General features: G+C 39.9%; 11 protein-coding genes. 8 read left to right on the top strand and 3 right to left on the bottom strand.

Features of this window, described 5'->3' with window-relative positions; genetic code table 11:
• Both ACEWB7_RS15735 and ACEWB7_RS15730 read left to right on the top strand, forming a co-directional pair.
• Positions 1–399: NAD(P)H-dependent oxidoreductase (locus tag ACEWB7_RS15735; RefSeq protein WP_411580956.1), on the top strand; the 399-nt coding region annotated here is incomplete at its 5' end.
• A gap of 167 nt (positions 400–566) precedes the next feature.
• Positions 567–1,655: an ArsO family NAD(P)H-dependent flavin-containing monooxygenase gene (locus ACEWB7_RS15730; protein WP_026444402.1), complete on the top strand. Its 1,089-nt coding sequence runs from the start codon at positions 567–569 to the stop codon at positions 1,653–1,655.
• 327 nt (positions 1,656–1,982) lie between these two features.
• On the opposite strand, the gene feoB is transcribed toward ACEWB7_RS15730, so the two are convergent.
• Genes feoB through ACEWB7_RS15715 form a run of 3 tightly spaced genes read right to left on the bottom strand, consistent with a single transcriptional unit; the run spans position 1,983 to position 5,354 of the window.
• On the bottom strand, positions 1,983–3,812 hold the full coding sequence (gene feoB / locus ACEWB7_RS15725; protein ID WP_242759799.1) for a ferrous iron transporter B: 1,830 nt from the start codon (positions 3,810–3,812) through the stop codon (positions 1,983–1,985).
• Positions 3,802–4,062 carry a ferrous iron transport protein A gene (locus ACEWB7_RS15720; RefSeq protein ID WP_004665962.1) on the bottom strand — a complete coding sequence of 87 codons (261 nt, stop codon included), beginning with the start codon at positions 4,060–4,062 and terminating at the stop codon, positions 3,802–3,804. Before ACEWB7_RS15720 ends, feoB begins: the two co-directional genes overlap by 11 nt.
• An 11-nt stretch (positions 4,063–4,073) precedes the next feature.
• Positions 4,074–5,354, bottom strand: coding sequence for a cation transporter (locus ACEWB7_RS15715; protein ID WP_005407391.1), 1,281 nt, complete (start codon positions 5,352–5,354; stop codon positions 4,074–4,076).
• Positions 5,355–5,444: 90 nt separating this feature from the next.
• Here ACEWB7_RS15715 and cadR point away from each other — a divergent pair, with 90 nt between their 5' ends.
• The 6 genes from cadR to ACEWB7_RS15685 all read left to right on the top strand — a co-directional run bounded on the left by cadR (position 5,445) and on the right by ACEWB7_RS15685 (position 13,178).
• Positions 5,445–5,837, top strand: a complete 393-nt coding sequence (cadR, locus tag ACEWB7_RS15710) for a Cd(II)/Pb(II)-responsive transcriptional regulator (RefSeq protein ID WP_004281856.1) — start codon at positions 5,445–5,447, stop codon at positions 5,835–5,837.
• A gap of 142 nt (positions 5,838–5,979) precedes the next feature.
• The gene (locus tag ACEWB7_RS15705) at positions 5,980–6,390 is read left to right on the top strand and encodes a hypothetical protein (protein WP_004733191.1); all 411 of its coding nucleotides are present in this window, start codon (positions 5,980–5,982) and stop codon (positions 6,388–6,390) included.
• Positions 6,391–6,439: 49 nt separating this feature from the next.
• Positions 6,440–7,807 carry a TolC family protein gene (locus tag ACEWB7_RS15700; RefSeq protein ID WP_004281854.1) on the top strand — a complete coding sequence of 456 codons (1,368 nt, stop codon included), beginning with the start codon at positions 6,440–6,442 and terminating at the stop codon, positions 7,805–7,807.
• Position 7,808: 1 nt separating this feature from the next.
• Positions 7,809–9,044, top strand: coding sequence for an efflux RND transporter periplasmic adaptor subunit (locus ACEWB7_RS15695; RefSeq protein ID WP_004281853.1), 1,236 nt, complete (start codon positions 7,809–7,811; stop codon positions 9,042–9,044).
• The gene (locus tag ACEWB7_RS15690; protein ID WP_004733184.1) at positions 9,034–12,192 is read left to right on the top strand and encodes an efflux RND transporter permease subunit; all 3,159 of its coding nucleotides are present in this window, start codon (positions 9,034–9,036) and stop codon (positions 12,190–12,192) included. Before ACEWB7_RS15695 ends, ACEWB7_RS15690 begins: the two co-directional genes overlap by 11 nt.
• 86 nt (positions 12,193–12,278) lie before the next feature.
• Positions 12,279–13,178 carry a cation diffusion facilitator family transporter gene (locus ACEWB7_RS15685; RefSeq protein WP_411580955.1) on the top strand — a complete coding sequence of 300 codons (900 nt, stop codon included), beginning with the start codon at positions 12,279–12,281 and terminating at the stop codon, positions 13,176–13,178.
• Positions 13,179–13,400 lie beyond the last annotated feature (222 nt).

The following is a 13,400-nucleotide window of genomic DNA, read 5'->3' as shown; positions in this document are numbered from 1 at the left end:
CATGGTTCTATGAGTTCAATCTTTAAATCTCAAATCGACTGGATTCCACTGGCAGGAGGGGCAATCCGTGCTACCCAAGGTAAAACTCTTGCCTTGATGCAAGTCAGTGGCGGATCACAGTCATTTAACAGCCTGAACCAGATGCGTATTTTGGGGCGGTGGATGCGGATGATCACCATTCCAAATCAGTCTTCAGTTCCAAAAGCTTTTTTGGAGTTTGAAGAAGATGGACGAATGAAACCTTCGGCTTTCTATGACCGGATTGTGGATGTGATGGAAGAGTTATTTAAGTTCACCCTACTGACTCGTGGACAAAGCAAATACCTGACAGATCGTTATTCTGAACGCAAGGAATCGGCTGAAGAGTTGTCCAAGCGTGTAAATCAGCGCAGTTTATAAATGCTGGATGGTATTAAATACTGCGCCTCATTGCCAGGTCAGTAACACTTTTATGCTGTACCGATGAAGTGCTGTTAAAGGTACAATGAATATTGTAAAAACCCAGTCTTCATGATTGGGTTTTTACATTAAAGAAGTCAGAGATAAATAAGGAAAAGGTGAAGGCTTTGAACCAGAAACAGACTGAAACTGATGTGATCATTATCGGTGGTGGGCAGGCCGCTTTATCTACCGCTTATTTTTTAAAGCGCAAGAAAATCCCATTCATTATATTGGATGAGCAAAATCAAGCGGGGGGTGCCTGGCTGCATACCTGGGAGTCATTGCGTCTTTTTTCTCCTAATACCTGGAGTTCTCTATCCGGTTGGATGATGCCCATCACTGAACAGACCTATCCAACACGAAATGAGGTGATCCAGTATTTATCGGCTTATGAACAGAGATATCAATTTTCGATTGTTCGTCCAGTACATGTCGATCGTGTGGAATCGAAGGGAAAGTATTTAGACGTATATGCTGGAGAAAAGTTTTGGCGAGCCAAGGTGGTGGTCAGTGCAACAGGGACATGGCGCCAGCCGTTTATTCCTGATTATCCGGGACAGGAAAACTTTCAAGGCACGCAGTTACATTCAGCCCATTACCTGAATGCAGATTCATTTAAAGATAAGAAAGTCATCGTGGTGGGTGGGGGGAATTCGGGCGCGCAAATACTCGCTGAGGTTTCACAAGTTGCTGAAACCATTTGGGTCACAAAAACTCCGCCTCAATTTTTACCTGATGATGTCGATGGTCGAGTACTGTTTTTAAGAGCAACTGAGCGTTTAAAAGTACAACAAGAAGGAAGAAAAGTTGACCAGCCAATAGGTGGCCTAGGTGATATTGTGATGATCGATAGTGTCAAAGAGGCAAGGAATAGAGGAGTCTTACATAGCCGTCCACCTTTTCAATCTTTAGCTACAGATGCAGTTATTTGGCCAGATGGAAAAAAAGAGAAAATTGATGTGATTATTTGGTGTACTGGATTTAAGGCTTCATTAAATCATCTAAAAAGTATAGATATAGTAGAGCGAGATAACTTTGTAGAAGTTCAAAATGGAAGGTCTATTAAGTTACCTAACTTGTGGTTAGTTGGATATGGAGATTGGACAGGTATGGCATCTGCAACATTAATTGGCGTTTCTAGAACAGCGAGAGCTACAGTAGATGAGATCTTCACTTATCTACAAGAAATTAATACTAAAAAATTTTCAGAATAATTATCCATATCGAGTATAAGAATTTTAGAATCGGTTTTGTGTCTAGGCTACTGGGAGCATTCCAATATTTTGATTATTATTTCACTAAAAGTGTCTACAAGATTATGCTCTTCATTAAGCCATAATTTTTGATATTTAAACCTAATTTCATGAATTGCACTAAAAAGAGGGAACTCTTTCATAATTTATAATTAAATTAGAAGTTTTCTTAGGAAGCTGTTTAATATTATTGATATCTATACAGTTTTTCTTGTAAAAGCGCTTCATTTATAGTGAGTATTTCAATAAAATAAGGGAGCTAGCTCCCTTATTTTATTCATTTGCTAATTAAAGATTACTCGCAACTTGATATGTGATGAATGAAAAGATGTAGGCTAATGCAAACAAATAAGTTGCCATAATGATGGGCTGTTTCCAGCTGCCAGTTTCTCGTCTAATTGTTGCTAACGTAGCAAGACAATGGGGAGCAAAAATAAACCATACCAATAATGATAAACCTGTGGCTAACCCCCATCCATCCGGGCCTGAAATTTGACTTAACAGACTTTGAGTTACTGTATCTTCATCACCTGACATCGCATAAATCACCCCAAGAGCAGCAATTACAACTTCCCTTGCTGCCATAGCAGGAATGAGTGCAATACATATTTCCCATGTAAACCCAATAGGCGCAAATATAGGATGAATTAAATGCCCTAACTGACCAGCTAAACTATAGTTAATGGCCGGCATGGTTGCATTATCTGGTGGTTGAGGGAACGTGACTAGCACCCATAACAAGATAGACAGCGCAACGATAATGCCACCAACTCGTTTTAAGAAAATAGTTGCCCTATCATATAAGCCTAATGCAATATTTCTAATATCTGGAATTCGGTATGTGGGAAGTTCAAAAATAAAAATACTTTCAGTTTTATCTTTTCGAACCAACTTCAGAAAGACTGAAACTAATAACGCTGAGACTATTCCCGACATATAAAGACCAAAAAGGACTAATCCTTGCAGACTTAACCAGCCGTAGATTAATTGGTTGGGAATAAATGCCGCGATCAATAAAGCATATACGGGCAATCTTGCTGAACAGGTCATCAATGGTGCAATCATAATTGTTGCTAATCGGTCCCGTTCAGAGCTGATACTTCTGGTTGCCATAATTCCGGGAATCGCACAAGCAAAACTGGATAGCAGAGGAATAAATGAACGGCCGCTAAGCCCGGCTTTAGACATTAATTTATCTAAAAGAAATGCTGCTCGGGGTAAATAGCCTGACTCTTCAAGCATTAAAATGAAGAAGAATAAAATCAAAATCTGAGGCATATATGCAAGCACGCTACCTGTGCCAGCAATTACCCCATCGACTACCAAGCTTTTTAATAGAGGATGTTGGATTAGTGGTCCAATAAAATCACTGAGCCATACGATAAAATTTTCAATGAATTCTATAAAAGGTGTTGCCCATATAAATACCGCTTGGAACATCACAAACATGGTTAAAGTTAAGATTACTAAACCTAATACAGGATGTAGAAAAATTTTATCTAGAAATGCGGTTCTTTTATCACCATTGTCATTATTTAAAATAACTTGTTTGGTGATTTGTTTGACCTGTTCAAAATGACTTAATTCAGAATGATAAGGAGTAATAAAAAGATTTTTTTGATCTAATTGATTAATTAAATCTTGAATTCCTTTTGTTTTAACTGCGACAGCTTCAACTACAGGGATACCTAACAGTTGAGACAGTTTATCCTTATCAATGGAAATACCACGCTTTTTGACCTCATCCATCATATTTAATACAAGAATCATAGGGCGATTTAAAGCACGAACTTCGAGAACCAAGCTCAAATGTAAGCTTAAATTTGTGGCATCTACGACGCATATAAAAATGTCGGGTAGAATTTCACCTTTTAGCTCGCCCAAACAAACTGCCCTGGTGACTTCTTCATCTAAACTACTAGGTTTTAAACTGTAAGTTCCGGGTAAGTCCAATACTCGTATTGCATCACCAGAAGGTAAGTTAAAAGAACCTTCTTTTCTTTCTACGGTAACCCCAGCATAGTTGGCAACTTTTTGTCGCGTACCAGTAAGTGTATTAAATAAAGAGGTTTTTCCGCAATTTGGATTACCGACTAATGCAATATTCTTAATCTTCATTGGATACTAACTCTACAAAAATTCTTTCAGCTTCATTCTTTCTTAATGCGAATCTTGAAGTTTCAATCTGAACTAAAACAGGATCTCCGCCAAAAACACCTTTAGCGAGTACTTGTAGAGTTTCACCCTCTCTAAAACCTAATAGTTGGAGCCGTTCCAATACGGGATCAGTGGTATGACTGTATTGATTACCTTTTTTGAGATCTCTAATTTTGACGATCTGATTTTGTTTAACTTGAAATAGATTCATTTTCGATACTCTTACTTCAAAGCCAAAATCTTTCGAGCACCATTAAGCACGAATAAAGAAACCAGGATGCCAATGATTAAGTCTGGATAAGCTGATCCCGTCCACGCCACGAGTACACCGGCAAATATAACGCCCATATTTACGACAACGTCATTCGCCGAGAAAATCCAACTGGCTTTCATATGTGCGCCATCTTCTCGATGACCAGAAATAAGATATAAGCATGTCACGTTAGCTATAAGTGCGAGCAGGCCAATAACAATCATGAGCGTTGATTCTGGCTCGCTTCCAAACATGAATCGTCTAATGACATCAATAATCACGATGACAGCAAGTAATAACTGAATCCAACCTGCGAAATGGGCTGCTTTCACTTGATATTTCGCAGCTTTTCCGACGGCATATAGCGCAATACCATAAACGGCTGCATCGGCAAACATATCTAGAGAATCAGCAATCAATCCTGTAGACGCAGCAATAATTCCGCTGATGAATTCTATAAAGAACAGTAGAGCATTAATGCCTAATAACAGTTTAAGTACTTTAGCTTGTCTCACAGGATCAGGTTCATTAGGTATATCGCCTGTAGAAAGCTGTGTTTCATCAAGTTTCGCCCCAAAACCCAGTCCTTCGAGTTTAGCCGTAATTTGCTGAATCCCTTCATTATGGAAGACTTTCAGTTTTCGATTGGGAAGATCAAAAGTAAGACCTTTAACTGCTTCAATATCTGCAAGAGCCATACGGACCATTTGCTCTTCAGCAGAGCAATCCATTTTAGGAATGGTATAGGTACTTGTTTGCTTAGCCTGTTGATTGCTTATATAAGTTTCAGTCTTCACAAGCTTTGCACCAAAACCCAAAGCTTCAAGTTTGGTAGTTATATTTTCATCTTTTTGATTATGTAGAACCTTTAAAGACCGGTTAGGTAAATCAAAGATGAGTTTTTGAACACCATCAATTGAAGATAGCGCCATACGAACCATCTGTTCTTCCGCAGAACAATCCATTTTGGGAACTAAGTATTCACTCATGTAGTGCGAATCTTTTAAAACGTTTTCAGTGCTTAAATTTTCTTTGGGATCAGAACCACAACAGGATTGAGCGGTATCTTCACAACTGTTTGAAGTGTTACAGCAAGGAGATGAAGATTTTTCTTCTTCCTCTTCACCACAACAGCTAGGCGTATTATCACAATTCTTTGAATTGCTTGCTTCTGCAATTGATGGATGATTTTCTTGTTGAGATTTCTTATCTTCGCATGGTGTTTCTTTACTACATCCACAGCCACTCATAGTTATACCCATTAAAAAAATTTATAAACTTTGAATATTAGAATCCCTATAGTTACTATAGAGTCAAGATTTTTTGGAAATACCAACTCAATGCATTTAAAAATTGGTGAACTCTCTAAAAAAACCTCATGTTCAGTATTAACAATTAGGTTTTATGAAAAGGAAGGTTTAATTCCGGAACCCGAAAGAACGGAAGGAAATTACCGCCTTTACGATATAGGCTATGTTGAGCGAATTAAGTTTATTTTGAATTGCCGAACTTTAAATATGAGTTTGAATGAAATTCGTCAATTACTCACCTATAAAGATAATCCCAAGAAAAATTGTTCAGATGTGAATGAATTAATTGACTTACATGTCAGTGCTATCAGAGAAAATATAATCAAGCAACAAAAGCTTATTGAACAATTATCTGATTTAAGAGGTACTTGTGATGGCTTATGTACAATTGACCAATGTGGAGTTCTAAAAAATCTAGCTTGATTATCTAGACCTATGCTTTTTTCAAAAATTCTGTATATCTTTACTTAAGGCTGCAAAAAGTTTAAGGTGACTTAAATTTTGTGATCAGATCTTTGATAGATCTGGACAGCTTCTTATTGGTGTTTTAAATACAGATTTGTGTATGAAGAGAAAAACATTTCTAATCCAGATATTGGTACTCTTATTCACATTCCAGAATATTTGGAGTGTGGCAGAGGCTGCGTGTCTGCATGAAATGCCAAACATACCCAATTCAATACTCTCTAATCCAATCGATTTAGACGAAAAGAGTGATAGTCCTCGTCAAGCACTTTATTCCCTAGAAAACTATAAAGAAATCTATGACTATTGTCAGAAGGTTTGTTTTAACGAAAAGTGCAGTCATTTCTCAAATACAATCGTGATTCAGATTGACCCACCCGATGATCTGAAGCTTAAAGCTAATTTTGAGACCGGCATTACCCCAACTTATTTGGGAATAACTTTTTATAAACCCCCTTATCTGGATCAATTAACCCCGCCTCCCGATTTGCCCCTACTATTGGTGGGGTAGTCTTATAAAAGCCCACCACTCCTAATTTCATTATGCGTGGGGCATTTTCATGTCAAAAAACAAATTACATCAGGATACCTCCATCCTGAATTTATCCTGGTCAGCCTTAGGTAGCGGTATCTTGCTATCTGCAATGATCAGCTTCAGTACTTCCGTAGTCGCCAGTACTCAAGATTTAACGCTGCAGCAAGCTATTGAGCAGGTTAACCAATATCAAGCGTCCCAAAATTTCTGGGAAACGCAAAACAGCATTAATGCCACGAATCTTCAGCAAAGTAAGCTGTTTAAAAATCCTGAACTGTCAGTTGAACAAACGGGATTTGGTTCAAATAATGAAAAAGAGCTTACCATTGGCATATCACAACCCTTGGATATTTTTGGTGAGCGAAGAGCAAACCAAAAATTAGCCAGTCTCTCTACAGATAAAACAGCGCTGAAACAGAAGATTTATCAAGCACAAATTGAGCTTGCAGTGAAATATGTATGGTCACAACTGGCCATTGCTGAACTTGAAAAAAACATTGTCAATGAACAACTTCGGGTGAGCCAAGAAAACCTTCAAGCAATCGAAAAGCGCTTTAATGCAGGCAGTATTGCCCAAGTAGATGTAAATCGCGCACGTTTAAGCCATGCTGAAAATATCCGTCTTTTTAGACAGGCAGACTTACAGGTACAAGTGGCCACCCAACAATTATCAAATTTATGGGGTACGTCTGATAAGTCATTGCAGGTAAACCTCTCTTCACAAAAGCTCTGGCCAAAATCGACTCATGAACAGGTTCAAGAATATTTAGCGGAAAACTACGTTGAGAAATATCGAGCTTTACTGGTATTAGAGTCTCAAGCAACGGTTGATCAACTAAGGGCAAAGGCACGTCCTAACCCCACTTTAAACCTAGGTGTCAACCGCACCCAATCCTTGGAAAACTCCACACAAAATCAATTAGTAGTCGGAGTCAGTGTACCGCTTAATATTTTCGATCGTCAGCAAAATGGCATAAAAATCGCGCAAGAAAAAATGAACTTATTAGAGCGTCAGAAAGAGTTTTATCTGAAGCAAAATGCGCTGCAAATAGGCACAATTTTAACCGAGTTGCAGGGTTTAGAGCTGCAATTCAAAGTCGTTGACGAGACTCAAATTCCTTTGGCGACTCAAGTTCAAAGTAAGACGCTACAAGGTTTCTTGGCAGGCAAGTTTGCTTTAACCGATGTTCAGCAAGCCACGCTTCAATTACAAGACATCCGTCTGCGTAAAGTCCAGTTGTTACGGGATGGCTGGCAAAAGGCCATTGAAGCAGAAAGTTTGAGCTTAGGCATTAGCCCAAGTGAAGTCATGTCGAAAGATGCTATTGCACAAATCAATCAAAACTTATGGCAAGACATACAGGCCATGCCTGTCATTGGTGGGGGAAATTAACATGTTCGATCTTAAAAACAGCTTAAAAAAACAGAGCGGAAAAATCTCTCAACCTCTACTGATTAGTTTGGTTATCGGCGCTACCGTACTCCTCAGTATTTTTTTGATCTTAACTGGTAAGAATAAATCGGAAACATCAGATGAACATGCAGAGGAAGAAAGCGGAGAAGAACATGGCGGTGAAACCGAAGAGCATGCAGAAGGTGTGAGCCTGACTGCCAAGCAACTGGTGGAACAGGGCATACAATTATCAGCGGTCGATCAAGGCCCGGTGGTTAAATTAAGTTCTTATCCTGCCAAACTGAATGTGAATACTGACCAGCAAGCGCACGTCTCACCGAGTTTTAGTGGTCATGTAGAAAATGTCTATGTAGAACTCGGTCAAAAAGTTCAGAAAGGACAGCCTTTGGCTGCGTTGCTTGTTCCTGATCTAGTTGATCAGCAGGCCAATCTTAAAATTGAACAAACCAACCTTGAACTGGCGAAACAAGACTATGATCGTGAGCGTCAGCTTTGGTCACAGGGCATTTCAGCAAAACAGGACTATCAACGTGCTTATAACAGCTATAAACGGGCACAAATTCAGGTTCAAGCGGCCCAATCACGTTTAAGTGCATTTGGTGCAGTGAATGCCAGTAACGGACGCTATATTTTGAAAGCTCCCATTTCTGGCGTGATCAGTAAAAAGGATTTGGTTCTCGGGGAAAATGTTCAGTTAGCCGATCAACTCTTTACGATAGACCGGTTAGATCAACTCTGGCTTGAGTTTATTGTTCCAAATTCTGAAATTATGGGCTTAGCCCCGAATCAAAAGATCGAATTTAAATCCTTGCAAACAGAAAAGGTTTATCAAGCTGTTATTCAGACTTTAAATACTGAAGCGGATATTCAAACAGGTCGTCTTCAGGTGCGAGCAAAAGTTGAATCGAATGCAACCGAATTACGTCCAAACTTGATGGTGAACGTACAGTTGCAACAACGGAGTGAAAGTACCGCATTACGGGTACTTAAGTCCGCAGTTCAGAATGTCGATGGAAAAGATGTGGTTTTTGTCGCCACTCAGCATGGACAAAAAGTTGAATTCAGTCCGCAACCTGTGAAATTAGGGCAATCATCTGGGGAGAGCCAATGGATTGAAGTGGTGAGTGGGCTTAGTCAGGGACAAAAATATGCCGCTCAAGGCAGTTTTTTACTGAAATCCGAGCTGGAAAAAGGAGAGGCTTCACATGAGCACTGAAACTCCTCAAATTCCAGACCACGAATCGGTAAAACCTGAAGGACTGTTTGATCGACTGATCCAGTTTTCTATCCATAACGCAATCTGGGTCATGCTGTTTATTGCGGCTTGGATTGCTATTGGTATTTATAGTTATCAAAAGTTACCGATTGATGCTGTACCAGATATTACCAATACTCAGGTGCAGATTAACACTTCAGCCAATGGTTTTACGGCTTTAGAAATGGAACAGCGGATTACATATCCAATCGAGAATGCCATGTCAGGCATGCCGAAAATGGAACAAACCCGTTCGATTTCACGCTACGGCTTATCGCAAGTGACCATCATTTTTGAAGATGGCACGGATATTTACTGGGCCAGACAGCTTATCAACCAGCGCTTGCAAGAAGCAATGGGAGAAATGCCTGAAGATGTGCAACCTAACATGTCGCCTATTTCGACAGGTTTAGGTGAAATCTATCAATGGGTGATTAAAGCCGAACCAAATGCTAAAAAGCCGGATGGAACCCCTTATTCGGCGATGGATTTACGTGAAATTCAGGATTGGATTGTAAGACCGCAATTACAGCGCGTAAAAGGCGTTGCTGAGATCAACAGTATCGGTGGCTTTAATAAAACCTATGTGGTTGCCCCTGATCTGAACCGATTGCAACAATTGCAAATTCCTTTGTCTGATTTACAAACTGCCTTAACAGAGAATAATGAAAACCGTGGTGCTGGCTATATTGAGAAAAATGGACAACAGCTAACGGTTCGTGTTCCCGGCACTTTAAACACGATTGAAGATATCCAGAACATCAGTATTGCCAATAAAAACGGCTATCCGATTCGGGTGGCAGATGTCGCCAATGTCTCAATTGGTCATGACTTAAGAACAGGGGCTGCAACCTATAATGGTGAAGAAACTGTATTGGGTATTGCCATGATGATGATGGGAGAAAATAGCCGTACCGTTGCTCAAGCCATTGATGAAAAGGTGCAATCGATCCAGCAATCGCTACCTAAAGGTGTGGTGATTGAGACTGTGTATGACCGTACGCATTTGGTTGATCGGGCGATCAAAACCGTTCAGAAAAATTTGATTGAGGGTGCAATCCTCGTCATTGTTATTTTATTTCTCTTTCTAGGTAATTTCCGTGCTGCGCTGATCACGGCTTGCGTTATTCCACTGTCAATGCTGTTTACCTTGACGGGAATGGCAGAGCAGAAGATTAGTGCAAATCTGATGAGTTTAGGGGCACTGGACTTCGGTATTATTATTGATGGTGCAGTGGTTATTGTAGAAAACTGTATCCGTCGGCTAGCAGAAGCTCAGAAGCTGAAAGGTGGTTTACTTAGCCGTTCTGAAAGATTTAAAGAAGTCTTCTTGGCTGCAAAACAGGCGCGTCGTCCTCTGATTTTTGGACAGTTAATTATTTTGGTGGTTTATCTACCTATCTTTACCCTGACGGGTGTAGAAGCCAAACTTTTCCATCCTATGGCAATGACTGTTGTACTGGCTTTAATTGGGGCCATGATTTTATCTGTCACTTTTGTGCCAGCCGCAGTTGCCCTATTTGTCACTGGAGAAGTCAAGGAAACCGAAAGTCGCTGGATGCATTGGCTTAAAACCAAATATGAACTGCTTTTAGATAAAGCCTATGAGCTTCGTTTATTTGTGACTATTGTGGCTGCCTGTATTTTAGTGCTTACGGGCGTGCTAGCCACTCAAACAGGTAGCGAGTTTGCACCTCAACTGGGTGAAGGTGATTTTGCTGTTCAGCAAATGCGTTCCCCAAGTACAGGGTTAGAACAGTCACTGAGAATGCAGGAAAATACTGAAAAGTTACTGTTGAAAGAATTTCCTGAAATTAAAGCGATCTTTGCTCGTACCGGTACAGCAGAAGTGGCCACAGATGTTATGCCACCCAACATTTCAGATGGCGTGGTACTGTTAAAACCTCATGATGAATGGCCTGATCCAAAACAAACGATTGATGAGCTTCGCCAAAGAATGATTACTTTCTTAGCGACATTGCCGGGAAATAACAGTGAGTTCTCGCAACCCATTGAACTGCGCTTTAACGAGTTAATTTCAGGGGTGCGAAGTGATGTGGGTGTCAAATTATTTGGTGATGACATGGAGATTCTAAATCGCGAAGCGAATAAAATTTCTCAAAAAATTAACTCAATTTCAGGCGCGACAGCCGTTAATGTAGAACAGACCAGTGGCTTACCCTTGTTGAATGTAGAGGTGGATAAGTCCAGAGCTGCACAATATGGCTTGTCGGTAAGAGCAATTCAGGATCTGGTAGCTACAAGTGTCGGTGGCCAGAATGTTGGAACAATTTTACAGGGAGACAAGCGTTTTGATTTTGTCATCCGTCTAGATGAATCCCAGCGTAGTCCTGAACAGTTAGCGGTACTTCCTATTCAATTGCCGAATGGTGGTTTAGTCCAACTGCAAGATGTGGCACGCGTTGAAAATATCCTGGGTATTAATCAGGTCAGCCGTGAAAATGGTAAACGTCGAGTGGTTATTACTGCAAATGTAGAAGGACGTGATTTAGGCTCATTCGTAACAGAGCTTCAGAGCACGTTATCCAAACAGGAATTACCAAGCGGTTATTGGATAGATTATGGCGGTCAATTTCAAAATCTGATGTCTGCAAAAGCGCGTATGCAATTGGTGGTTCCGCTCGCATTGTTGACGATCTTTATTTTATTGATGGCTGTATTCCATAATATCAAAGAAAGCTTACTGGTCTTTAGTGGTGTACCGTTTGCCTTATGTGGAGGCTTAATCGCGTTGTGGTTGCGTGACATTCCATTATCCATGTCAGCAGGGGTTGGCTTCATTGCACTATCGGGGGTGGCTGTACTGAATGGCTTAGTCATGCTCACCTTTATCAAAGAGTTGCGACAACAATATGACCTTTATTATGCAACGTGGCAGGGTGCAATTTTGCGTCTTAGACCTGTGCTGATGACCGCTTGTGTGGCGTCCCTTGGGTTTGTCCCGATGGCTTTGGCAACCGGAACTGGGGCAGAAGTACAGAGACCTTTAGCAACAGTGGTTATTGGAGGAATTATCTCCTCTACCCTGCTTACATTGGTTTTATTGCCCGTACTGTACCGCTGGATGAATGAAAAGAAAGTTTCTTAATCCAATAGATTAGTCGATTTACAGCAGAGATATTGGCTGTTATCCAATATCTCTGCTCATCATAAATAGAATAAGGAAAATATTTTATGTCAGAACATCATGATCATAGCCATGCGGTTGTTACTGAAGAAAATAGTAAGAAGTTAATGGTTGCCTTAGGTTTAACGACTACTTTTTTAATAGTAGAAGTTGTCGCTGCTTTTATTACCCAAAGTTTGGCTTTGTTATCTGATGCAGCTCATATGTTTACTGATGTAGCCGCTTTAGCTATTGCTCTTGCCGCTATCAAAATTGGTAAAAAAGCCGCAGATGATAAAAGAACTTTTGGCTATCAGCGATTTGAAATTTTAGCGGCTCTGTTTAATGCGGTGATGCTTTTTGTGGTAGCAATATATATTGTATATGAAGCTTATCAACGTTTTACGAACCCTGCTGAAATTCAAAGTGTTGAAATGATGATTGTCGCGGTCATTGGTTTGGTCGTAAATTTGATTTCAATGAAAATCCTTTCTGCTAGTGCTGAAGGAAGTCTAAATATAAAAGGTGCATATTTAGAAGTTCTTAGTGATGCTCTAGGATCGATAGGCGTGATTATCGGAGGAATAGTTATTTATTTTACCCAGTGGATGTGGGTTGATACCGTAATCGCTGTGTTAATTGGCTTCTGGGTCTTACCTCGAACTTGGATTTTATTAAAACAAAGTATTAATATTCTGCTTGAAGGAGTTCCTGATGAGATTGATATTGAGTCGTTAAGAAATGATTTATTGAAGCTAGAGGGCGTTGAAGGGATTCATCAGTTGAAAGTCTGGGCTATATCCTCAAAAAATATTCATTTAACTGCTCATTTGGTTGCTCCGAATAGCAATACAGATCAACTCTATCAAAAGGCCTTAGAAGTTCTAAAACATAATCATAGTATTACTGAAATTACGTTACAAATAGAAAGTACGGAATGTAATACATTGGAACAGCATAAACATTAAAGTGCTGCTCTTTCTACATAATGGACAGATGACTAGGCTGATAAACCTTACCATTTTCCTGTATTACACTTCTATTTATCACACGCACTTTAAACGGCACTGTTGCAAATAACCACGAATGGTAAGCTGAAGACTGTTTTAGCTAAAGGTGCAGCATATGAATCCTTTCCATGGTCGGCATTTTCAGGGCGAAATCATTCTTTGGGCTGTGCGCTGGTATTG

It is taken from the genome of Acinetobacter sp. NIOH-H-8, assembly GCF_046635365.1.
Lineage (GTDB): Bacteria > Pseudomonadota > Gammaproteobacteria > Pseudomonadales > Moraxellaceae > Acinetobacter.
The sequence above is the reverse complement of the archived record's forward strand: the minus strand, read 5'-3'. Positions and strand labels throughout refer to the sequence as shown.